Here is a 22,792-nt window from a genome sequence, read left to right as displayed (position 1 = left end):
TGTAGAACGCCCCTCATAAAACTGTAGAGCGCGGTTGAAATCATTCGCAAAAACGGAAGGGTGGCGACTCCGATAGGATTCGAACCTATGACCTGCCCCTTAGGAGGGGGCCGCTCTATCCAGCTGAGCTACGGAGCCGTCCGGGGCCTGCATACGGGGGGCGCCGCGCAGGGTCAATCGCGGCGCGCAACAGCCTGCGCCGAGGCGCGGGGGCGGCGGCCGGGGCGGCCGCGCGCCGGTTTCCTGCAGCCCGGCCGCAACCGGGCTGGAAACGGGCCGGTGCAGGCGGGGGCGCGGCGCCCCCGCCGCGGGGCCTCAGCCCTCCGAAGCCTTGGCTTCCAGCGCCGCGATCCGGGCCTCCAGCGCCGCGTTCTGCTCGCGCGCCTTCAGGGCCATGGCGCGCACCGCGTCGAATTCCTCGCGCGTGACCAGGTCGCTGTCGGCCAGCCAACGCTCGAGCACGCTCTTCATCGCGGTCTCGGCCTCGGCCCGGGCGCCCTGGGCCACGCCGGCGGCGCTGGTCAGCAGCTTGGAAATGTCGTCGAGGAACGGGGGTTTGGGTTGCATCCGGGTCTCCTGCCGCGCGGGGCGGCGATGGGGCGGCGCAGGCGCGGCGCGGGCCGCGGCGCCGCGGGGGGCGTCAGCGGTCCATATGGCGCGGCGGGGCGTGATTCGCCACCCGGTCCCATGGCCGCGGGGGGGCGCGGCGGGGAAAGCCCGGCGAGCCGACCGCCCCGGTCTTCGCATGGGCAAGGACCGGGACGCGGGCGCGTCGGGGCGATGCGCGCGGCGGTTCGGGATATTCCCGAATGTCCCGCCGCCGTCCCATGAAAGCGGGGCAGGGCGGAGGGGAGGGTGGAGCCGTTGATGTAAACCCCGGCGACGCCCGGCGCCCCCGCCTCACCCCCGTCTCCATGGTTCGACGCCCGGCCCTTCCTTTCCGCGCCCCACCCCAATCCACCCCGCGCCGCGCCTCGAACCCGCCGCTCCCCGCCGCCCGCGCCGCCGCCCGCCGCGCCGCGCGGGCGCCCGGCCCCCGCCCGCGCCCGGCCCGGCGCGCGGCCTCCCCGGCCCGCCTCCCCGGCCCGCCTTCCTTCCCGCCCGCGCGCCTGCCCGCGCGCGCTTGCGATTGCAACCGGCGCCGCGCCTGCTGCATCCTCGCCCCCGACCCTCTCTTCCGCTTCCAAGGAGCCCCCGCATGCCCCCGGCGCCCACGCCCATCCAGCTCGTCGAAACCGCCGGGGCCGAGGCCGCCCTCGCCGCCCTCCCCGCCGCCCAGGCCGCCTGGGCGAAGCTCCAGGACTTCTCCGGCCGCCTCGGCCAGGTCCTGCAGCTGCCCGCCGCCGATGGCGGGCTCGACCGGGTCCTGTTCGGCTGGGGCGACGCCGCCGCCCGTCGCCGCGGGCGCTTCCATCTCGGCCGCGCCCCCGCCGCGCTGCCCGCCGGCCGCTACGCGCTGGAAACGCCCCTGCCGCCGTCCGAGGCGCTGACCGAGGCGCTGGGCTGGGAACTCGCCCGCTACCGCTTCGACCTCTACAAACCCGCCCCCGTCCCCGGCGCCATGCTCGACACCCCCGAAGGCGTCGACCCCGCCCGCCTCGCCGCGCTGGTCGAGGGCGCGGCGCTGGCCCGCGACCTGGTCAACACCCCGGCCGAGGAGATGGGCCCGGCGCAGATCGAGGCCGCCATCCGCGCCCTCGCCGGGCGGCACGGGGCCAAGGTCTCCTCCATCGTGGGCGACGCGCTGCTGGAACAGGACCTCAACCTGATCCACGCCGTCGGCCGCGCCGCCGGTCCGGGGCGCGAGCCGCGGCTGGTCGACCTGCGCTGGGGCGACCCGGCCGCGCCGAAGATCACCCTGGTCGGCAAGGGCGTCGCCTTCGACACCGGCGGCCTCGGGATCAAGCCCTCCGGGTCCATGGCGCTGATGAAAAAGGACATGGGCGGGGCGGCCAACGCCATCGGCCTCGCCGCCATGATCATGGCGCTGGAGCTGCCCGTGCGCCTGCGCCTGCTGGTCCCGGCGGTGGAGAACAGCATCTCCGGCCCCTCTTTCCGGCCCGGGGACGTGTTCCGCTCCCGCGCCGGGCTGACGGTCGAGGTCAACCATACCGACGCCGAGGGGCGGCTGGTGCTCGCCGACGCGCTGGCGGTGGGGCAGGAAGAGGCGCCGAAGCTGATGGCCTGCCTCGCCACCCTCACCGGCGCCGCGCGGGTGGCGCTGGGCCCGGACCTGCCGCCCGTGTTCACCGATGACGACGGGCTGGCCGGGGCGCTGGCCGAGGGCGCCGCTGCGCTGGCCGACCCCCTCTGGCGGATGCCGTTCTGGGACCCGTACGAGGAGATGATCGAGCCCGCGATCGCCGATCTCGACAACGCGCCGGGGGGCGGCATGGCCGGGGCGATCACCGCCGCGCTGTTCCTGCGCCGCTTCGCCGGGGACGCGGAAAGCTTCGTGCATGTCGACATCTACGGCTGGACGCCCTCGGCCAAGCCCGGGCGCCCGAAGGGCGGAGAGATGCAGGCGGCCCGCGCCCTTCTCCACGCCATCGAGACGCGCTTCCTCTGACGCAAAGCGCGCCCGCCCCGGCGGCGGGCGCGCCCCCTCCGCCCCGGAGCCGCCCATGCCCGACGCCGCCCTCCCCGACGCACCCGACCCGCGCCGCACCCTGGCGCGCCCCGACCTCGCCGACGCCGCGCTGAAGGGCAGGGTCGAGGCGACCGCCTGGGTGGAGCCCGAACCCGCCGAGATCCGCGTCGGCCTCGCCCCCCTGCGCGGTCGCCCCGATGCGCCCGGCCTCGCCGCCCAGCTGCGCCTCGGCGACCGGGTGCGCGTGGCCGAGCGGCGCGGCGGCATGGCCTGGGTGCAGCGGCTGCGCGACTCCTATGTCGGTTGGACGCCGGAGGCGGCGCTGACCGCCCCCGGCCCGGCCCCCACCCACCGCGTCGCGGCCCCGCTCGCGCACCTTTACCCCGGCCCGGACATCAAGACCGACCCGGCGGACGTCGCCCCCATGGGCGCGCTGCTGGCGGGCGAGGAAGCGGAGGGCTTCCTGCGCACCTCCCGCGGCTTCGCCCCCCTCTCCGGCCTCCTGCGGCTTGACGGCGGCGCACCCTCGCCCGCCGCGCCCCCGGCCCGCCCCACGCCCGCCGAGGCCGCGCAGGCGCTTCTCGGCGCGCCCTATCTCTGGGGCGGGGAGAGCGCGCTGGGCGTGGATTGCTCCGGCCTCGTGCAGCTCGCGTTCGAGGCCGCCGGGATCGCCGCGCCGCGCGACAGCGACATGCAGGCGGCCGAGCTCGGCGCCGCGCTGGAGAACCCCTGGGCGGGGGGCGACGCCGCGGCCCCGGTCCCCGAGCTGATCGCCGGGGACCTCGTGTTCTGGCGCGGCCATGTCGGGATGATGGCGGACCCGCGCACCCTGGTCCACGCCAACGGCTTCCACATGCGCGTTGCGGCCGAGCCGCTGGCGCAGGCCGTCGCCCGCATCGCCGCCTCCACCGGCGGGGCAGGGCGCGGCGCAGGTCTGCCCACCGCGCTGCGCCGGGTCTGAGGGGCGGTTGCCGCCGGGCGCACCGGCCTCTACCCGGCCCCTCGCCGCGCCTGCACGCCGCCCGAAGCCGCTCCTCGGGTCCCTGCGCGGCGCGGGCGGCCGCGCGGGGGCTTCATGCCCCCCAAGGCCGCCCGCTCTCTCCCGCCCGCCGCCGGGTGCGTCCGCCCGCCCAGGGGGGGCAAGCCCCCCATTCGCGACCGGAGGGCGGCGTGCCGCCGCGGGATCCTGGGTCATGGGCGGCGTGCCGCCGCCCGGGCGCCCCGATCCCGGCCCGGACGCGTCCTCCGCGCCGCCTCCGCGCCCTCTTCCCTCTCCCCGCGCCTGCCCCTAGGGTGCGCCCCCGTCGCCGCCGCCAGAGCGGCCCCCCGGAGAGAAACGCCCATGTTCGCCGCCCTTGCCGCCGCCGAGCCCGACGAGATCCTCGCCGTCATGGCCGCCTTCCGCGCCGATCCGCGCGCGGACAAGATCGACCTCGGGGTCGGCGTCTATCGCGACGCGGCGGGCGAGACCCCGGTCTTCGCCGCCATCAAGGCCGCCGAAACCCGCCTTCTCGACCAGCAGCCCAGCAAGACCTATGTGGGCCTGCTCGGCGACATGGGCTTCTGCAACGCCCTCGGCGCGCTGACCCTGGGCGAGGCCGCCACCGCCCGCAGCGCCGCCACCCAGGCCGTCGGCGGCTCGGGCGCGCTGTTCGTGCTCGGGCGGCTTATCCGCGCCGCCAACCCGGGCGCCGTCATCCACCTGCCGACCCCGACCTGGCCCAATCACCGCAACCTGCTCGGGCAGGGCGCGGGCCTTTCCTGCGCCGCCTACCCGTACCTCTCCGCCGACGGCAAGGGCGTGGACCTCGCGGGGATGGAGGCGGCGCTCGACCGTCTCGGGCCCGGCGACGTGGTGGTGCTGCACGCCTCCTGCCACAACCCGACCGGCGTCGACATGCCCGCCGAGGGGTGGGAGATGATCGCCCGCTCCGCCGCCGCCCGCGGCTGGTTGCCCTTCTTCGACGCGGCTTACCTGGGCTTCGCCGAGGGGCCGGAGGCCGACGCCGCGGGGATGCGCCTGGTGCTCGACGCGGTCCCCGAGGCGGTCGTCGCCGTCTCCTGCTCCAAGACCTTCGGGATGTATCGCGACCGGGTCGGCGCCGCCTTCGTGATGGCCGGCGACGCCTCGGCCCGCGCCGCAGCCCAGGGCCGCCTGGCGGCGGTGAACCGCGAGCACCTGTCCATGCCCCCCGATCACGGCGCCGCCGCGGTGCGGATCGTGCTCGAGGATGCCGATCTGCGCGCCTCCTGGGGCGGCGAACTGGCGGCGATGCGCGGGCGGATCAACGGGCTGCGCCAGGCGCTGGACGCGGCGCTCGGGGCCGAGGCCGGGGGCGCGCGCTGGCGCGGCTTCGCCGCGGGGCGGGGCCTCTTCGCCACGCTGCCGCTGGACGCCGGGCAGATCGGGCGGCTGCGGGACGAGAGCGGGATCTACGTGGTCCCCGGCGGCCGGGTGAACGTCGCGGGCCTGCCCGATGACGGCGCCGCGCGGGTGGCGGCGGCGCTGGCCGCGCTGGGCTGAGGCCGACGCTGGGCTGAGGCCGGGGGGCAGGGCGGGTCGCCGCCCGGCGCCCCGCCTGGCCTGCCGCGCGCCGCGCCCCGGCGACGCCCACGCCACGCGCGCCGGCGCGGCGCGGGCGGCCGAGCGGGGGCTTCTTGCCCCCCGAGGTCGGCCGCCCCTCCCTCCTGCGCCGCGGGGCGCGTCCGTCCGCTCAGGGGGGCGAGCCCCCCATTCGCGGGCCGGAGGGCGGCCTGCGCCGCCCGGCGCACCCCTCAGAGGAAGCGCAGCCACTCCTCTTCCGGCGCGCGATCCGTGCGCAGACCGTTCACCGGGTGCTCCGGGTCCGCCTTGCCCACGGCGACGCCGCAGAACAGCAGCGTCTCCGGGTCCGCGCCGACGAACGGGTCCACGGTGGCGTGCTGAACCGCCCAGGCCTCCTGCGCGCAGCTGTCATACCCGGCCTCCTGCAGCAGCAGCATGAAGCTTTGCAGGAACATCCCCGCATCGGCCCATTGCGGCGGCCCCATCCGGCGGTCGAGATGCACGAACACCATCGCCGGCGCCCCGAAGGCGCGGAAGTTATTGGCGAACCAGCGCAGGCGGGCGGGCTTGTCCTCGCGCGGGATGCCGAGCCTTGCATACATCGCCTCGCCCACCGCGAAGCGGCGAGACCGGTAGGGATCGTGCAGGTTCGGCGGGTAGATCTCGTATTCCGGCCCCTGGTCCTGCTGCGCGGCGATCTTGGCGGCGACCTTTTCCTTCAGCGCCTCCCACTTCTCCCCGTCCACCACGGTGGCGATCCAGGGCTGGAGATTGCCGCCCGAGGGCGCCCGCGCGGCGCGGCGCAGGCAGTCGGCCAGCACCTCGCGCGGGACCGGGTCGGGCCGGAAAGCCCGCACCGAAATCCGCTTCTCCATCGCCTCGCGCACCTGCATCGCCGTCTCCTCCCCCGGGTCGTTGAAATCGTCTGACGATGAACATGCGCCGGGGGCGCGGGCGGTGCAAGCGGCGGCGGGACCGGGCGCCGTCGCGGCGCCTGCCCCGCGCCCCGCGCCAACCCGCGCCGCGCCTCTCCGCGCCGCCGCGCGCATCGCCGCGCATCGCCGCGCGGGGCCGCGCCCGGGCGCCGCCGCCGCCGCCCGGCCCGCGCCCCAGCCCGCGCCCCGACACACGCCCCGACACACGCCCGGACACGTCCGCGTGCGCGCGCGCCGCGGCCCCGGCCCGGCGGCCTTGACCCGGGCGCGGCGCCGCCGCAGGCTCGGCCCCTGATCGCCCGCGGGAAGCCCACGCGCCCGCCCACGCGCCCGCCCGCGCCGCCGCCTGCCAGGAGCCGCCATGACCCGCCGTCCCTTCTCCGCCCTCCGCCCGCGCCGCGCCCTCGCCGCCGCCGGGCTCGCCGCGCTGGCCGCGGGCTGCGCCTCCGCCGGGGCGCCGGAGAACGCGGCCGCCCCGACCCCGCGCCCGGCCGCGGAAACGCCCGCTCCCCAGGCCGCCAAGACCGCCCCGCGCCCCGAGCCGCGCCCGATGAACCCCGCCGAGATGGAGCGCAGCTTCGCCGCCTGGCGCGCCGATTTCCGCGCCCGCGCCCTCGCGCAGGGGGTCTCGGCGGCGCTGTTCGACCAGGCCTTCGCCAATGTGCGGCCCAACACAAGGGTGATGGAGCTCGACGCCTTCCAGCCCGAATTCGTCCGCCCGATCTGGGCCTATCTCGACAGCGCCGTCTCCGACACGCGCGTTACCACGGGGCGCGAGAAACGCGCCGCCCTCGCGCCCCTGCTGGCCGAGATCGAGGACCGCCACGGCGTCGACCGCGAGGCCGTGCTGGCGATCTGGGGCGTCGAGACCAATTTCGGGACCATCCGCGGCTCGATCAACGTGTTCGAGGCGCTGGGCACTCTCGCCTGGCATGGCCGCCGCAAGGATTTCGCCGAGGAGCAGCTCCTCGCCGCCTTCCGCATCGTCGCGGCCGGGGAGATCACGCCCGAGGCCATGGTCGGCTCCTGGGCCGGGGCGATGGGGCACACGCAGTTCATCCCGACCTCGTATCTCGCCTACGCCGCCGACCATGACGGCGACGGGCGGCGCAACGTGTGGGGCGAGGACCCGGGCGACGGGCTCGCCTCCACCGCCGCCTATCTCGCCCGCTTCGGGTGGGAGCAGGGCGCGCCCTGGGGCGCCGAGGTGAAGCTCCCCGCGGGGTTCGACCTGTCGCTCGCCGACCAGAAGATCCGCCGGTCCCCCGAGGCGTGGTCGGCGCTGGGCGTGACCGCGGCCGATGGCGGCCCGGTCCCGGCGCATGGCGAGGCGTCCATCATCCTGCCCGCCGGCGCCTCCGGCCCCGCCTTCGCGGTGTTCAACAATTTCCGGGTCATCAAGCGCTACAACAACGCCACCTCCTACGCGATGGCGGTGGGGCTGCTGGCGCAGCGCATCGGCGGGGCGCCGGACCCGGCCTATGCCTGGCCGCGCGACCAGCGGCGGATGAGCGTCGAGGAGATGAAGGAGGTGCAGGCCCTTCTCAACGGCCTCGGCTTCAACGCCGGGGTCCCGGACGGGATCATCGGGCCGAACACCCAGGGCGCCATCCGGGCGTTCCAGCGCAGCCGCGGCCTGCCCGCGGACGGGTTCGTCAACGCGCCCCTGCTCGACGCCCTGCGCGGCGCGGGGGGCTGAGGGCCGGGCGGCGCCCAGCCGCCCTCCGGCCGCGAACGGGGGGCTCGTCCCCCCTGAGCGGCCGGACCCGCCCCCGACCGGGGCCGCGCGTCCGGCGTCCCGCCCCTTGCGGGCCGGGCGCCCGCGCGGCGCGGCGCGGGACGGCGCCAGCTGGCCCCCGACCCTGGCCCCGACCCCGGCGGCCCCTCACACCGACAGCCGCCGGTCCTCCTTCGTCACCTTCAGCACGATCTCCGAGCGCACCTGCGTCACCTGCGGGTGCGGCAGCAGCCGCCCGTGGATGAAATCCGCGAAGGCGTCGAGGTCCTTCACATGCACCTCCAGCACGTAATCCGCGTCCCCGGACACCGAATACGCCGCCCGCACCGCCGGCTCCCGCTCCAGCCAGCCCGCGAAATCGCCATCCGCCGCCTCGGAATGCGCCGACAGGTTCACCCGCGTGATCGCCCGCAGCCCGAGCCCCAGCTTCTTCGCCGACAGCCGCGCGCCATAGCCGGTGATCACCCCCGCCCGCTCCAGCGCCGCGCGGCGGCGCGAGCATTGCGAGGGCGACAGGTTCACCCGCGCCCCCAGCTCGGCATTGGTGAGCGCCGAATCGCGCTGCAGCGCCCTCAGGATCGCACGGTCATAGGCATCCGGCTCGTGATCTTGCATGACTCTCCCCCTTGGCGCGAAATTTGTGCGCAGGCTGCCCGCGGCCCGTTTCCTTTGCAACCTTTTCGCATCGAAGCCGCGGCACACTCGGGGAAATCATCGCCACACCCCCGGGAGGTTCTCAGATGGGTCCGTATCCGCACGACGCCCCGAAAGCCGTCATCTCCGCCGCCAACCCCGCCGGCACCGACGGATTCGAGTTCGTGGAATTCGCCCACCCCGAGCCCGCCGCGCTCGACGCCCTGTTCCGCCGCATGGGCTACGTCCCCGTCGCCAAGCACCGCACGAAGGACGTCACCCTCTACCGGCAGGGCAACATCAACTACCTGCTGAACGCCGAGAAAGGCTCCCACGCCGATGAATTCGTCGGCCTGCACGGCCCCTGCGCCCCCGCCATGGCCTGGCGGGTGGTCGACGCAGCCCATGCCCTGAAACGCGCCGTGGACCTCGGGGCCGAGGAATACACCGGCCCCGGCAAGTCCATCGACGCCCCCGCCGTGATCGGCATCGGCGGCTCGCTCCTCTATTTCATCGAGGACTACGACCAGGGCCGCAGCCCCTATGACGCGGAATTCGAGTGGCTGGACGGCCGCGATCCGCACCCGGTCGGCGTCGGCTTCCACTATATCGACCACCTGACCCACAACGTGATCCGCGGCAACATGGACACGTGGTACAAGTTCTACCACGACACGTTCAACTTCCGCGAAATCAAGTATTTCGACATCAAGGGCAAGGCCACCGGCCTCACCTCCCGCGCGCTCACCTCGCCCTGCGGCAAGATCCGCATCCCGATCAACGAGAGCGCGGACGAGAACTCCCAGATCGAGGAATACCTGCGCGAGTACAAGGGCGAGGGCATCCAGCACATCGCCGTCGGGACCGAGGACATCTACGCCTCGGCCGACGCCATCGCCGCCAAGGGCCTCGAATTCATGCCCGGGCCGCCCGACGTCTATTACGAGATGTCGACGCGCCGCGTGAAAGGCCACCAGGAACCGATCGAGCGGATGAAGACCCACGGCATCCTCATCGACGGCGAAGGCGTGGTCGGCGGCGGGATGACGCGGATCCTGCTGCAGATCTTCTCCAAGACCGTGATCGGGCCCATCTTCTTCGAATTCATCCAGCGCAAGGGCGATGACGGCTTCGGCGAGGGCAACTTCAAGGCCCTGTTCGAAAGCATCGAGGAAGACCAGATCCGCCGCGGCGTCCTCAAGGTGGGCGCCGCCGAATGACCACGCGCGCGGCGCGCCCCGACCCGGGCGCGCGCCGCGGCGCGCCGACGAGATCGAAGGCGAGATCGAAGAGAAGGCCCGCATCTCCCATGCATGACGACGACTGGCGCAGCTTTCCGGGCGCCCCCGCGCCGGGGACCGTGGTCGGCCCCTCCTCCGCCGCGCCGGTGGGCGCCACGGCGCTGATGGTCGAGACGGGGGCGGGCCGCTTCCCGCTTGTCCTGCTGCGGGACGACGCGGGCCTGCGCGCCTTCGTCAACGCCTGCCCGCACCAGTTCCTGCCGCTCGACCACCATGGGCCGCGGATCCTCTCGGCGGACGGGAGCAAGCTCATGTGCACCGTCCACGGCGCCCAGTTCGACGCCGCGACGGGGCAGGGCGTCGGCGGCATGGGCCTCGGCTGCGCCCTGGATGCCGTGCCGGTCGAGGAAACGGACGGCGTCATCCGCATCGCGGACGCCTGACGCCGCCCCCTCCTCGGGCCCCTCCTCGGGCCCTCACGCCGCCTCCGCCCCCGCAGGCGTCGCAAACCGCCTTGTCGCCCCCCGCGCCATGGTCTACTCCTGCAACCATTCTCAGGGCGGGGTGAAATTCCCCACCGGCGGTTACAGCCCGCGAGCGCCCTTTTCGGAGGGGTCAGCAGACACCGGTGAAATTCCGGGGCCGACGGTCATAGTCCGGATGGGAGAGATAGGGTGCGCAGGGCCTCTCGGGCCAGGCGGGCCCGTGCGCCTTGGGATCTTCTTAGTGAGAGAGGATCTGACGCCATGACGACCAAACCCAAATTCGCCTTCATCAAGGCCCGCTGGCACGCGGATATCGTCGACCAGTCGCTGCTCGGCTTCCGCGAGAAGCTGGCCGAGCTCGGCGTCGAGGCCGAGATCGACGTGTTCGACGTCCCCGGCGCCTTCGAGATGCCGCTGCTGGCCCGCAAGCTGGGCGAGACCGGCCAGTACGCCGCCATCGCCGCCGCCGCCCTCGTGGTCGATGGCGGCATCTACCGCCACGATTTCGTCGCCCAGGCGGTCGTGTCGGGCCTGATGGAGGCCGGGATGCAGACCGGGACCCCGGTCCTGTCCGTCTCGCTCACCCCCCACCACTTCCAGCCGAAATCGGAGCACGAGAGCTTCTATTTCAACCACTTCGTCGAGAAGGGCCGCGAGGCCGCCGACGCCGCGGTGCAGATCGCCGCGACCCATGCCGCGCTGGCCGCCCCCGCGAAGGACGCCGCCGCCCGCGCCGCCTGATCCGGGCCGAACGACCCCCCCAAGGGTCCCCCAGGAAGCCCACCCGGGCGCCCGTCATCGCGGCGGGCGCCCACCCCCTGCGCCGCCCCGCGCCCCCTCCCCCCATCGCCGCGCCCTTCCCCCGCCCGCGCCGCCCCGGCCCGGGCGCATTGGCGCGTCTCCGGGGACAATTCCGTTGACAGAAAGTTGAGACTCGCGGCACGCTGGGCCTCAAGAAGTATTGGCGTGTGAGCCGATCCTGAATTGCGTGTTCATTCGACGCTTTCGGGGCGGCGTTCGGGTGTGGTGTGCGCCTTCGTGCCCGAACATTTTTCCTATTCTGCACGTTTTATTGTGCGATCCCTCGGCGCGCCCGGCATTTCAGCCGATCCAGCGGGAGGCGACCGTGCTGAACCTCAAACATCCCGGCGTGTACACGCAGGAACTCTCCAGCGGCGTGCGCCCCATCGCCGGCGCCTCGACCTCGGTCGCGCTGTTCGTCGGCCCCACCGCGACGGGGATCGACGGGCGGCCGACCCGGCTGTTCAATTTCGGCGATTTCGAACGCGCCTTCGGGGCGCCGCAGCCGAGCTCCAATCTCGGGACCTCGGTGATGCATTTCTTCGCCAATGGCGGGGCCGAGGCCTGGGTGGTCCGCACCCCGCCCGAGGGCGCCGTCGCCGCCGCCGCCACCCTGCAGCAGGACGAGGCCCCGGTCGCGGACAGCTTCACCGCCACGGCGCTGAGCGCGGGGGCTCCGAGCGGCGAGATCTTCGTCGAGATCGACCCGTTCGGCCTGTCGGCCGACCCCTTCGGCGCCGCGCCGGACAAGACCCTGTTCAACCTCGTGGTCACCGACCGCGCCTCGGGCGCGTCCGAGCGGTTCGGGGCCCTGTCTACCTCCGCCGCCTCGCCGCGCTTCGCGCCCGCCATCGTCAACGACGCGGGCCGCGGCTCGGCCCTGGTCGGGATCGACCTGCCCGCCGACGCCGTGGGCGACCCCGCGCCGCCGGTCTCCGGCTCGGTTTACGCCGTCGGCACGCCCCCCGCCGCCGGCGCCGCCTTCGCCGCCGACGTGAAGGTCACGCTCGAGGTGGACTTCCTCGCCGCCGACGGCAGCGTCGACGCCCCCGCCTCGGTCAGCCTGGAGGTGACGGCCTTCGCCATGGACGAGGCCCGCCCCGCCTCGGCGCAGGAACTGGCGCTGCGCCTCGGCAAGGCCCTCAACAAGGCGCTGGCCGCGGACGAGACGGTGAAAGACAGGATGGGCGGGCGCGGGGTCGCCGTCGCCCAGGTCGAGGGCGGCGCCTTCCTGCACCTCAAGCTCTCCGGCCCGTCGGGCGCCCGGGGCGGGCCGCGGCGCGACGACGGCATCCTGCGCCTCGCCGCCCCTGCCGCGGGGACCTCGCTGCTCGACACCTACGCGCTGACGGCCGAGGCAGAGAACCCCGCGCGGATCCAGCTCGGGCAGACCTATGACGCGGCCCTCGTGGCCGCGCCGGTGGCGGCGGCGGCGGGGCAGGCCCATGGCCAGCCCGCCCCGGGCGCGATCAAGGACGCGGTGCTGGCGCTCGAGGGGCGGGACCCGTTCTTCAACATCCTGTGCATCCCCGACCTCGTGCGCCCCGCCGCCACCGACCCGAAGGCCGAGCACCATTCCGACGCCATGCCCACCTGGGGCGAGGCGGCCCGGGTCTGCGGCCTCAAGCACGCCATGCTGCTGGTGGACCCGCCGCCCGACGTGACCGACGCCGAGGGGGCCGAGCTGTGGAAATCCGGCCGCTTCACCTTCCAGTCGGACCACGCGGCGGCGTATTTCCCCAATATCCGCGTCGACGACCCGGCCGCGCCCGGGACGCTGCGCAGCCACCCGCCCTCGGGCGCGATCGCCGGGCTGATGGCGCGCACCGACGCCGCCGCCGGGGTCTGGCAGGCGCCCGCGGGCACCTCCGCGGTCCTCGCCGGGGCCTACGCCCCCGCGGTGGTGCTGTCGGATTCCGAGGCGGGGCTGCTGAACCCCATCGGGCTGAACGCCATCCGCCAGTTCCCGGTCTTCGGCACCGTCGCCTTCGGGTCGCGCACCGTCGACGGCGCCGACGCGTTGGCGAGCGATTACAAGTACATCCCCGTCCGCCGCACCGCCGACTACATCCTGCGCTCGCTCTCCGAGGGGCTGCGCTGGGCGGTGCACCGGCCCAATGGCGAACAGCTCTGGGCCGAGCTGCGGCTGGCCGGGACCAGCTTCATGCAGCAGCTGTTCCGCGCCGGCGCCTTCAAGGGGACGACGCCGTCCGAGGCGTTCTTCGTGCGCTGCGACGCCTCCACCACCACGCAGGCGGATATCGACCTCGGGCGGGTGAACATCGATGTCGGCTTCGCGCCGCTCAAACCCGCGGAATTCGTGGTCATCAGCCTGCACCAGGTCGTGCAGGCGGCGGAATAAGGGGGCTGGTCCATGGCGCAGTTCGAAACCAACGCAAGGCGGCTCGACCCCTACAAGGGCTTCAAGTTCCGCGTGAAATGGGACGGGCGATACGTGGCCGGGGTGTCCAAGGTCTCGGTCCTCAAGCGCACCACCGAGGTGGTCAAGCACCGCTCGGGCGGGGATCCGTCCAGCTCGCTCAAATCCCCGGGCCGCACGGAATACGAGCCGATCACGCTCGAGCGCGGCGTGACCCATGACCGGGCGTTCGAGGACTGGGCGGGCAAGGTCTGGGCCTATGGCGCGGGCCTCGGCGGCGAGGTGTCGCTGGCCGATTTCCGCAAGGAGGTGATCCTCGAGCTTCTGAACGAGGCGGGGCAGGTGGCGCTGGTCTACAACATCCACCGCGCCTGGGTGTCCGAGTTCGAGGCGCTGCCCGATCTCGACGCCAACGCCAACGCGGTGGCCATCGCCAAGCTCAAGCTCGAACACGAGGGCTGGGAGCGCGACCGCGCGGCGGTCGAGCCGACCGAGCCCTCGTTCTCGGCCCCATGAGCGGGGCGGAGGCGGCGGCGCCCCCGGACGCGGGCGCGAACGCGGGCGTGGGCGCAAGCGCGGGCGCGGGCGCCGGGCTGTCGGCGCGGGACCTGCTGGCGGGCTGGTCGCCGGGCGGGCGCGGCGGCGCGCATGCGCGGATCGGCGCGCTGCTGGCCCGGGCCGCGCCCGACGCCGCCGCCCGCGCGGCGCTGGGGGGCGAGAGCCTCGGGGCCCGCAACCAGCGCCTCGTGCGTCTCCACCGCGCGCTCTTCGCCCGGCCGCTGGAGGCGCGGCTGGACTGCGCCTGCGGGCAGGAGGTCGAGGCGACGCTGCCCGAGGCCGCCATCCTCGCCGCCCCCACGCCCGGCCCGGGGGCCGAGGTCGCCATCGACATCGCCGGGCGGGCGCTGCGCTTCCGCATCCCGCGCATGGCCGATCTCGCGCTCGGGGCCGACCCGGCGCGCCTCGCCGCCGCCTGTTGCCTGGCCCCGCCGGCGCCGCCGCTCTCCCCCGACGCCGCCGCGGCGCTGGGCGCGGCGTTCGAGGCCGCGGACCCCGCGGGGGACATCCGGCTCTCGGGCGCCTGTCCCGAATGCGGCGCGCCCCTGTCCGCCGCCGCCGATCCCGCGGCGCTGCTGGCGGCCGAGCTCGACCGCCTCCATGCCGCGCTGCTGGGGCAGGTGGACTGCATCGCCCGCGCCTATGGCTGGTCCGAGGCGCAGATCCTCGCGCTGCCCGCCGCCCGCCGCCGCAGCTACATCGCCCTGATCCAGGCGCGCGAGGCCGTGGGCCGCGGGTCGCGGGCCTGGGCATGAGGGGCAGGGCATGAGGGGCGACGCATGAGCTATCTCTCCGCCTTCCAGCGCGCCGCCACCGGCGCCCCCGGCGCGGCCGCCCCGCGCCGCCGCAGCCGGTTCGAGGACCTCCAGGCCGATGGCGATCCCGGGCTGGAGGAGCTTGACGTCGAGGCCGCCGCGCCGCCGCCCCCTGCCGCGCCGGCCGCGGAGACCCCCGCCGCACCCGCGGATCCCGCCGCGGCGCGCCCGGGTCCGCCCCGGGACGCCGACCCCGCGCCGCAAGCCCCCGTCGCCGCCGCCCCGCCCGCGCAGGCCGCCGACGCACCCGAGGCGCCCCTGCCGCCCGCGCCGCCCGAGGCCCTCCGCCCCGTCGCCGCGCCGCCTGCCCCCGCGCCCGACCCCGCGCCCGACCCCGGGGCGCAGGACGCCCCCCTCGCCCCGCCCGACCCCCGCACCGAGGCCGCGCCTGTCCCGCCGCCTCCCGCGCCCCGGCGCGACGCCGATCCCGACCCCGATCCCGCCCGCGGCCCCGGGCCCGACCCGGAGGCCGCGCTGGCCGAACTCTCCCGCGCCCTCCGGGCCGCGCTGGGGCCGGAGGTCGAGCTGACCCTCGACCCCGCCCATGACGCCCCGCCGCCCGGCCCCGGCCCCGCCCCGGCCCCGGGCGCGGACCCGGGCGCGCGGCCCCGCGCGCCCGGCGCCCCCGAGGCCCCCCGCCCGGTGGTGGTGGAGATCGCCCGCATCGACATCCGCCTGCCCGCCCGCGCCGCGCCCGCGCCCGCCGCCCCGCGCGGCGGTCCCGCCCCCTCGGCGCCGGTCTCGCTCGGGGACTGGCTGTCGAAGAAGGGGAAGGGCGGGGCATGAGCATCCATTTCGCCATTCCCGCCACCAGCTTCGTGCTGAAATCGCTGCTCGAGGCGCGGCTGAAGATCGCCTATGGCGGCCACGCGCCGCCCCCCGTCTCGGTCGCGCCGCCGCCGCCGCGCGCGCCCGCGGGGCCGGGCGGCGGCGGCGGCGCGCCGGAAGCCGCGGGGCTGCACCTGTTCCTGCACCATGCCGGGCCCAACACCGCCCTGCGCAACGCCTTCGACCCGCGGGTGGACGCCGCCGGGGCCCGCGTGGCCGAGGCGCCGCTGGCGCTCGACCTGCATTACATGCTCGCCGCCTCGGGGGCCGATCTCGAGCGCGAGGCGCTGCTGGGCGTCGGCCTGGCCGCCTTCCACCGCAACGGCATCGTCCCGCGCCCGATGATCGAGGCGCTGCTGGGCGGCGTCGCCCCGCCGCCGGGGGCGAGCTTCATGAACGGGATGTATGCCGAGCCGCTGGCCGACCCGGCCGCGCAGCCGCAGGAGATGACGATCTCGCAGCAGGCGGTGGACGTGGACCTGTCGACCAAGCTGTGGTCGGCGCTGCAATCGCCGCTGCGGCCCTGCGCGTTCTTCCTCGTCACCGCGATCTACCTGCAATCGGACGACGCCTACCCGGGCGGCAAGGCGGTCGACACGGTGCGCACCACCGTCCGCCCCGCCGCCGACCCGGACCACCCGGCGGGCGAGACCGCCGAGACGACGGGCGGGGCCGCGCCATGACCGCCCCGACCGTCTCCACCGCCGCCGCCGGCGCAGCCGCCGCCCCCAGTGCAGCCGCTCCCGCCCCCGCCGCCGCCGCCCCCGCCGAAGCCCCCGCCGCCCAGGCCGGGGCCGCCGCCCAGGCCGGGGCCGCCGCGCCCGCGCCCGCCGCCGCGCCCGCCGACCTGCGGGGCGCGTCCCTGCCGCGGGCGGCCGAGGCGCTGGCCCTCGCCCGCCTCGACGCGCTGGCCGGGGGCCGCCCCGCCGCCCCCCTCCCGCCCTTCGACGCCTGGCTGGCGGGCGGCGCGGACGGGACGGGGGGCGCGACGCAGGCCGCCCCGCTGCGCGACCTGGCCGGGGCGCTCGCCCTCTCGCCCCCAGAGGTCGAGCTGGTCGCGATCCTCGTCGCCGCCGCCCTGTCCGAGCCCGCCGCGCGGGGCATGGAGGCCGCCGCCGGGGCCGCCGTGGGGCTGCCCGCCTGGCTCGCGCTGCGCCTCGTGCCCGACCTGCCCGGGGCGGCGCTGGCCTCGGGCGGGGCGCTGCGCCGGTTCCTGGCGCTGGAGGCCGAGGGCGCCCCGCGCGCCCTCGCCCGCCTCGCGCTGGCCGAGCCGGTGCTCGACCGGCTGATCGGCGCGCCCCATCTCGACGAGGCCGTCAGCGCCCATGCCGCCCCCGCGGGCGCGCTGGCCGACGGCCCGCCCGAGGCCGCCGCGGCGCTGGGCGCGCTGCTCGGCGATCGCGGCGCCGACGGGATGCCCCCCGCGGTGCTGGCCGGGGCCGAGGAGGCCGGGCGCGTCGCCGCGGGCCTCGCCGCGCTCGGGCTGCGGCCCTGGCGGATGGCGGCCGCGGACCTGCCCGCCGACCCCGCCGCGCGCGACCGCCTGGCCCGGGCCTGGAGCCGCGAGGCCGCGCTGGACGGGCTGGCGCTGGTGCTCGACGCCGCCGCGGGCCCCTGCGCCTGGACCGAGAGCTTCGCCGACCGGGTGCTGGGCCATGTCGTCATCTGCGGACCCGCCGCGCCCGAACGCCTCGCCCGCCCGGTGCGCGCGCTGCCCCCCGCGGCGGCGGCCGGGGCGGGCGCCGCCGCGTGGCAGGCCGCGCTCGGCCCCGCCCGCGCCGCCCGCGTGGGCCCGGCCGGGCTCGCCCGCGTCGCGGCGCAGTTCCGCCTGTCCGAGGGCGACCTGCGCGCCGCCGCCGCCCGCGCCGCCGCCGCGATCGACGGGCTCGGCCCCGACGCGCCGCCGGACGCCGCCGCCGCCGCCCTGTGGCGCGCGGCGGGGCGGGCGCGCCGCCCCGGCCCTGTGCCCGGCATGGTCCTGTCCGAGCCGGTCTTCACCTGGGACGACCTGGTGCTGCCCGCGCAGGTCGCGGCCCAGCTGCGCGCGCTCGAGGCCCATGTCCGCCACGCCGCGCAGGTGTTCGACGACTGGGGCTTCGCGCGCGCCATGGGCGGGCGCGGGCGCGGGGTGGCGGCGCTGTTCCACGGCCCCTCGGGCGCCGGCAAGACCGTGGCCGCCGAGGTGCTGGCCGGGGCGCTGGACCTGCGGCTGATGACCGTGGACCTCTCCCAGCTGATCTCGAAATATATCGGCGAGACCTCGAGGAACATCGCCGCGATCTTCGCCGAGGCCGAGCGCACCGGCGCGGTGATGGTCTGGAACGAGGGCGACGCGATCTGGGGCGCGCGCGGCGCCGTCGGATCCGCCACCGACCGGCACGTGAACGCCGAGACGGGGGACCTCTTGTCCCGGATCGAGGCGTTCCGCGGCGTCACAATCGTCACCACCAACCTGCGCGACGCCATCGACCCCGCCTTCCGCCGCCGGTTCCGCTTCGTGGTGGAGTTCCCCATGCCCTCGGCGGCCGAGCGCGAGGCGCTGTGGCGCCGGGCCTTCCCCGCCGCCGCGCCGGTGGACCGGGTGAACTGGGCGGCGCTGGCCGAGCTGCCGCTCTCGGGCGGGGCGATCCGCAACGTGGCGCTCAAGGCCGCCTTCGCCGCGGCCGAGACCGGGCGCCCCGTGGACGCGGCGCTGATCGAGGCGGAGCTGGCCGCCGAGCTGGCCAAGGAGGGCCGCGCAGCCCCCGCCGTCAACTGGGAGGCGGGGCGATGAGCGGGCCGCGGACCCCGGCCGCGCCGCCCCTCGCGCTGCGCATCGGGCAGGTGACCATCCACGGCGAGGGACCCGAGGCCCGGCGGCTGGCCGAGGCGCTGCCCGCCGCGCTGGAAAACGCGCTGGCCGCGGCGCTGGGCGGCGGCGGCGGCGCAGGCCCGGCGCGCGGCGATGCGGGCCGGGCCGCCGAGGCCGCGGCGCAGGAGATCCGCGCCGCCCTCGACGCCGCCCTGGACTCCGCCCTCGGCGCCGCCCTCAACCCTGCCCTCAACCCCGGGGACCCGCCCCGTCCCGGGCCGGGCGGGCGGGAGGAGACCCCATGACCGCCCGCCGGATGGAGATGCAGCCCCTCCCGCGCCCGGCCGGGGCCGCCCGACCCGCCCTGCGCGCCGTGCAGCGCAAACCGGCGAGCGGGGCCGCGCCCGCGGCCCCCGCCTTCGCGCCCTCTTTCGCCCCGGCCCCGTTCTCGGGCGGGGCGCCGCTGGCCGCCTCGGTCCGCGGGCCGCTCGAAAGCGCCTTCGGTCGCGACCTGTCCCATGTCCGCGTCCATGACGACGCCCGCGCCCATGACGCCGCGCGCGGGATCGGCGCGCGGGCCTTCGCCGCCGGACACGACGTCTCCTTCGCCCGCGGCGCCTACCGGCCCGACACCGCCGCCGGCCGCGGGCTGATCGCGCACGAGGCGGCCCATGTCCTCCAGCAGGCGCAGGGGGTCCATGCCAGCGGCGGCCCGCCGCCCGCCTCCGCCCTCTCCCGCGCGCTCGAGGCCGAGGCGGACGCCGCCGCCGCCGCCTTCGCCGCCGGCCGCCCCGTCCCCGCCCTCGCCCCCGCGCCCCGCGGCGCGCTCCAGCGCGCCCCCGAGGACGCCGCCCCGCCCCCCGCCGCCCCCGCCGCGCCGACCCCGGACCGGCTGCCCGCCGGGATGACCGCGCTCGAGGACGAACCCAGGGGCGTGGGCACGACCCGGCTCGTGCTCGAGATCGCGAATTTCCAGATGCCCCGCGACAAGGGCGCGGGCCCCTGGGTGAAGGAGATCCACGACAAGGCCGCCGGCGGCGGGCGGCTGGTCTTCACCCCGATCATCAACGGCGCCTCGGTCGCCGCCTGGAAGGAGGGGAAGGAGAATTACAAGAAGCTCTGGCTGCAATCCTACGGCTTCACCCATGAGCGGCAGATCCCCACCGCCTTCGAGGAAGCCGCGAAGACCGACCCGAAGGTCGAGGCCGTGCGCGCCGACGCCAGCGCCGCGGCGATCCTGGCGGGGCTCGGCTCCTCGCTCTCGGACTCCCATTGCAATATCGACCACGTCGTCGAGAAGCAGATGGGCGGGGTCTCGATCATCGAGAACCTGCAGCTGCTCGAGGCGAAGACCAACCAGGATTCGGGCCGCGACGCCTATGACGCCATGGTCCGGCTGGTGAAGGCGGTGCGCGCCCCCGGGATGCGCGGCCCCGACGCGCGCAACATGCAGCTGCGCTTCAAGGCGGTGACGCTGGCCTCGACCGACGCCGCGGCTGGGGCCTGGAAGGTCGAGGACATGCTGCGCAGCGGCCGCGTGAAGGGCGACGCCAGGCTGCGCGCCGCGGCGAAGGGCAAGCCGGTGACGCTGCGCGCCGGGGGGATGTCCGCCGCCACCAGCCTCGGCGACGCGGGCAAGCTGGCGCTGGACCTGCGCGCGCGGCGGCTGATCCCGGCGGTGCGCCTCAAGACCATCGACCGCGGCGCCGGGCCGGGGCAGAAGATCCAGCATATCGAGGGCGTGCTCGACAGCGCCGCGGTCAAGCGCGGCGGCCTCGGCGACCAGGACGCGAAGGTGCATCTTCACGCCGAGCTCGCCCCCGCCGGCGCCGGGGCGCAGGGGGACGCCGCGGCGGGCGAGGTGCGGGACGTGCACCTGACGCCCGGCAGGAACGAGGCGGTGTCGTTCTACTACCCGTACCTGTCGCCCGGCACGCTGGGCCAGCTCTCGCTCGACGACGCGGGAACCCTGTCGGCCAGGGGGGTGATCCGCTCCACCGTGCCGCTGTTCGGGGACATCGCGGTGACGTTCTCGGCCCCGCGGGACGGCGCGGACACGCTCTCGGTCGTCGCGCCGATCGCCGCCGACAAGCTCAAGCCCCGCAACCACCTGTTCCGCTTCACCGCGGGCGAGGTGTCGCTGGCGCTCGCGCCCGATTTCATCCCCGGCGGCGATCTTGAATTCGAGGTCGGCCCTGCCACCAACCCCGTGCTGCGCGGCAAGGTGAAGGCGGGGCTGGAGCGGGGCCTGCTGGCCGTGACCGGGGACCTGGAACCGGCGCGGGATCTGCCGGGCGTCGCCGCCGCGCGGGGCGAGCTGAGCTTCACCGCCGAGGAGGGCTGGTCCGGCAAGCTGACCGCGACCTCCTCCTCCTACAGCGGGGTGACCGCCGACGCGTCCTTCGGCTTCCGCTCGGTCGGCAAGGAGATCAAGCCCTTCGCCGGCGGCGGGCTGCACATGCAGATCAAGGGGGTGGATGTCGATTTCCTCACGGCCTGGGAGGGGCAGGGCATCGGCTATTACGCCAAGGCCACCATCCCGAAGCCCCTGCCCATGGTCCCGTCGGTGCAGATCGAGGGGAGCTTCTCGGACACGCTGCTGGAGATGGCGGGCGGCGGCACGGTCACCTGGAACGGCATCTCCAGCGACATCCAGGTCAGGTACCGCCAGAAGAAGGGCGAGGAGGGCGCGTTCAGCGGCGGCGCGCTGATCAGGAAGGACGGCGACCCGCTGCGCGCCCGGGTCAAGATCGCAGTCGACGGGTCCGGCGCGCGGATCCTCGAGGGCCGCATCCGCTATCGCTTCACCGATGATCTCGACATCGAGTTCGGCGCGAAGACCGAGAGGGACGGCCGGGTGCGGGTGGATGGCGAGGTCGCGCATGACGACATCCCGCTGCTGCGCCGCTGGCCCTCCGACAAGGGCGGAGAGATCGACCTGTTCCGCGGGAAGCGCCTGTCCTTCCCGTTCCCGATCCCCGGGGTCTCGCCCCTCGTGAACGGCACCATCGGCGTCTCGGCCGGGCTGATGGTGAAATACCACGCCGGGCCGGTGGTGCTGAAGGCGCCCACGGTCAAGGCGTCCTTCTACCCGTTCGAGGAGGACATCTCCCTCGCCGCCTCCGCCACCAGCGCGCTGTCCGTCGACGCCTATGTCGGGCTGACGGGCACGTTCGGCGCCAGCATCGGGGCCGAGTTCGCCGGCGGCGTCGCGGGGGCCGAGGGCGGGCTGTCGGTGGAGCCGACGCTGGGCGTTCCCGGCCATGCCGGGGCGCGGGTCACGGTGGATTACGCCGACGGCGCCTTCGGCTTCGCCGCGGTGGGCGAGGCGAGCGGGGGGATGGAGGCCAGCCTCGCCGTCAATCTCGAGGCCCGGGTCTACATCGCCAAGGGCCTGTGGTCCTACAACTGGACCTACCCGCTGGGCGAGACGGCGACGATGAAGCTCGGGCCGCAGCTCAAGCTCAATCTCGGCGAGATCCGCTATGGCAAGGGCGGGGAGCTGAAGCTGCCCAGGCCCTCGGACATCTCGGTCGAGCCGTCGCTGGATCCGAAGACGGTGATCAGCGACATCCTCAGCCTCGGCAAGACGGAGGAGGTGTGATGGCCGCCCCCCCTCGCCGCCGCCCCCCTTGCCGCCGCCCCCTTCGACGCGCGCGCCGTCCCCGCGCCGCCGCGCCCGCCGCCCGGCCCGTCCCACCGCCCGCCCGGACCGCCCCGGGGGCCGCCCCGCGGGCGGTCACCGCCCAGCCCGCCCCGCGGGCGGCGCCCGCACAGCCCGGAGGGTCCCGATGACCGCGCTTTCCGCCTCCGCCCGCGCGCTGCGCGGCGGCTTCGTGGTGATGGACGCCGAGGGCAAGGCCGCCCTGCGCACCATCCCGTTCCAGTTCAACCCCGAGCTGCTGACCCGCACCGTCACCCCCCGCGGCGCCGCCTCGGGCGGGGGCGACGGGCTCGAGGCCGCGCGCCTCACCGGCCCCGCCGCCGAAAGCTGGAGCTTCGAGATCGAGCTCGACGCGCTCCACGCCCCCCAGGTCCCCGGCGGGCCGGTGCTGGCCCCGGGGCAGGAAGGCGTGGCGGCGGACCTCGCCGCGCTCGAAACCCTGCTCTCCCCCGCCGTCGCCGACATCGAGGCCGGGATCGAACAGGCCCGGCTCGGCGCGCTCGAGATCCTGCCCGCCCCCTCGCCCCTCGCGATCCTCGTGCTCGGGCCCGGGCGGGTGATGCCCGTGCGGATCACCGCGATGACCGTGACCGAGGAGGCGTTCGACATCGCCCTCAGCCCGATCCGCGCCACGGCGGCGCTCTCGGTCGAGGTGCTGACCACCGAGGACCTGCCCTGGGGCTCCGGCCCCGCCGGGCTCTACCTCGCCGCCCTCGCGCGGCGCGAGAAGCGGGCCGGGACCCGCGCCCGCGGCCTGTCGGCCGTGGGACTGACGAGCATCTGATGGA

19 protein-coding genes, 1 tRNA gene and 1 riboswitch are annotated in these 22,792 nt (G+C 75.9%); of the genes, 16 read left to right on the top strand and 4 right to left on the bottom strand.

The window, feature by feature from the left end:
• Positions 1-61 precede the first annotated feature (61 nt).
• Positions 62-138: transfer RNA gene (locus tag ACQ5SO_RS10275), tRNA-Arg, on the bottom strand.
• A gap of 177 nt (positions 139-315) precedes the next feature.
• The gene (locus ACQ5SO_RS10270; protein ID WP_430941508.1) at positions 316-567 is read right to left on the bottom strand and encodes an accessory factor UbiK family protein; all 252 of its coding nucleotides are present in this window, start codon (positions 565-567) and stop codon (positions 316-318) included.
• A gap of 631 nt (positions 568-1,198) precedes the next feature.
• On the opposite strand from ACQ5SO_RS10270, the gene ACQ5SO_RS10265 reads away from it, so the two are divergent.
• The 3 genes from ACQ5SO_RS10265 to ACQ5SO_RS10255 all read left to right on the top strand — a co-directional run bounded on the left by ACQ5SO_RS10265 (position 1,199) and on the right by ACQ5SO_RS10255 (position 5,114).
• Positions 1,199-2,569, top strand: coding sequence for a leucyl aminopeptidase family protein (locus tag ACQ5SO_RS10265; protein WP_430941507.1), 1,371 nt, complete (start codon positions 1,199-1,201; stop codon positions 2,567-2,569).
• Positions 2,570-2,624: 55 nt separating this feature from the next.
• Complete coding sequence (locus ACQ5SO_RS10260) at positions 2,625-3,551, top strand: NlpC/P60 family protein (RefSeq protein WP_430941506.1); 927 nt, start codon at positions 2,625-2,627, stop codon at positions 3,549-3,551.
• A gap of 381 nt (positions 3,552-3,932) precedes the next feature.
• Entirely contained in the window at positions 3,933-5,114 is a 1,182-nt protein-coding gene (locus ACQ5SO_RS10255; protein WP_430941505.1) for an aromatic amino acid transaminase, read from the top strand.
• 251 nt (positions 5,115-5,365) lie between these two features.
• Here the strand turns inward: ACQ5SO_RS10255 and ACQ5SO_RS10250 are convergent, their stop codons facing one another.
• Positions 5,366-6,028, bottom strand: coding sequence for a nitroreductase (locus ACQ5SO_RS10250; RefSeq protein ID WP_430941504.1), 663 nt, complete (start codon positions 6,026-6,028; stop codon positions 5,366-5,368).
• 403 nt (positions 6,029-6,431) lie between these two features.
• On the opposite strand from ACQ5SO_RS10250, the gene ACQ5SO_RS10245 reads away from it, so the two are divergent.
• Positions 6,432-7,769 (top strand): lytic murein transglycosylase, encoded by a 1,338-nt coding sequence (locus ACQ5SO_RS10245; RefSeq protein WP_430941503.1) that lies wholly within the window; start codon positions 6,432-6,434, stop codon positions 7,767-7,769.
• A gap of 186 nt (positions 7,770-7,955) precedes the next feature.
• Here ACQ5SO_RS10245 and ACQ5SO_RS10240 read toward each other — a convergent pair whose 3' ends face one another.
• Positions 7,956-8,423, bottom strand: a complete 468-nt coding sequence (locus ACQ5SO_RS10240; protein WP_430941502.1) for an Lrp/AsnC family transcriptional regulator — start codon at positions 8,421-8,423, stop codon at positions 7,956-7,958.
• Between the two features lie 125 nt (positions 8,424-8,548).
• On the opposite strand from ACQ5SO_RS10240, the gene hppD reads away from it, so the two are divergent.
• The 12 genes from hppD to ACQ5SO_RS10180 all read left to right on the top strand — a co-directional run bounded on the left by hppD (position 8,549) and on the right by ACQ5SO_RS10180 (position 22,788).
• The gene (gene hppD / locus ACQ5SO_RS10235) at positions 8,549-9,661 is read left to right on the top strand and encodes a 4-hydroxyphenylpyruvate dioxygenase (RefSeq protein WP_430941501.1); all 1,113 of its coding nucleotides are present in this window, start codon (positions 8,549-8,551) and stop codon (positions 9,659-9,661) included.
• An 89-nt stretch (positions 9,662-9,750) separates the two neighbouring features.
• Positions 9,751-10,125 (top strand): Rieske (2Fe-2S) protein, encoded by a 375-nt coding sequence (locus tag ACQ5SO_RS10230; RefSeq protein WP_430941500.1) that lies wholly within the window; start codon positions 9,751-9,753, stop codon positions 10,123-10,125.
• A gap of 103 nt (positions 10,126-10,228) precedes the next feature.
• Positions 10,229-10,358: riboswitch (FMN riboswitch) on the top strand.
• Between the two features lie 70 nt (positions 10,359-10,428).
• A complete protein-coding gene (locus ACQ5SO_RS10225; protein WP_430941499.1) occupies positions 10,429-10,908 on the top strand; it encodes a 6,7-dimethyl-8-ribityllumazine synthase in 480 nt (159 codons plus the stop codon).
• 385 nt (positions 10,909-11,293) lie between these two features.
• Positions 11,294-13,330: a phage tail sheath family protein gene (locus tag ACQ5SO_RS10220; RefSeq protein ID WP_430941498.1), complete on the top strand. Its 2,037-nt coding sequence runs from the start codon at positions 11,294-11,296 to the stop codon at positions 13,328-13,330.
• Positions 13,331-13,342: 12 nt separating this feature from the next.
• Entirely contained in the window at positions 13,343-13,864 is a 522-nt protein-coding gene (locus ACQ5SO_RS10215; RefSeq protein ID WP_430941497.1) for a phage tail protein, read from the top strand.
• A 47-nt stretch (positions 13,865-13,911) separates the two neighbouring features.
• Complete coding sequence (locus ACQ5SO_RS10210) at positions 13,912-14,661, top strand: hypothetical protein (protein ID WP_430941496.1); 750 nt, start codon at positions 13,912-13,914, stop codon at positions 14,659-14,661.
• A 24-nt stretch (positions 14,662-14,685) separates the two neighbouring features.
• Positions 14,686-15,507, top strand: coding sequence for a hypothetical protein (locus tag ACQ5SO_RS10205; protein WP_430941495.1), 822 nt, complete (start codon positions 14,686-14,688; stop codon positions 15,505-15,507).
• Positions 15,504-16,232, top strand: coding sequence for a DUF4255 domain-containing protein (locus ACQ5SO_RS10200; protein WP_430941494.1), 729 nt, complete (start codon positions 15,504-15,506; stop codon positions 16,230-16,232). The genes ACQ5SO_RS10205 and ACQ5SO_RS10200 overlap by 4 nt, the downstream gene beginning before the upstream one ends.
• Positions 16,229-18,322 (top strand): AAA family ATPase, encoded by a 2,094-nt coding sequence (locus ACQ5SO_RS10195; protein WP_430941493.1) that lies wholly within the window; start codon positions 16,229-16,231, stop codon positions 18,320-18,322. Before ACQ5SO_RS10200 ends, ACQ5SO_RS10195 begins: the two co-directional genes overlap by 4 nt.
• Entirely contained in the window at positions 18,319-18,645 is a 327-nt protein-coding gene (locus tag ACQ5SO_RS10190) for a hypothetical protein (RefSeq protein WP_430941492.1), read from the top strand. The genes ACQ5SO_RS10195 and ACQ5SO_RS10190 overlap by 4 nt, the downstream gene beginning before the upstream one ends.
• A complete protein-coding gene (locus tag ACQ5SO_RS10185; RefSeq protein ID WP_430941491.1) occupies positions 18,642-21,944 on the top strand; it encodes an eCIS core domain-containing protein in 3,303 nt (1,100 codons plus the stop codon). The genes ACQ5SO_RS10190 and ACQ5SO_RS10185 overlap by 4 nt, the downstream gene beginning before the upstream one ends.
• A 187-nt stretch (positions 21,945-22,131) precedes the next feature.
• A complete protein-coding gene (locus ACQ5SO_RS10180; RefSeq protein ID WP_430941490.1) occupies positions 22,132-22,788 on the top strand; it encodes a hypothetical protein in 657 nt (218 codons plus the stop codon).
• The last annotated feature ends 4 nt before the right edge of the window (positions 22,789-22,792 follow it).

It is taken from the genome of Rhodovulum sp. DZ06, from assembly GCF_050586345.1.
GTDB lineage: Bacteria > Pseudomonadota > Alphaproteobacteria > Rhodobacterales > Rhodobacteraceae > JBOCEF01.
Note: the sequence above shows the minus strand (reverse complement) of the source record. Positions and strands in the feature narration are given on the sequence as shown.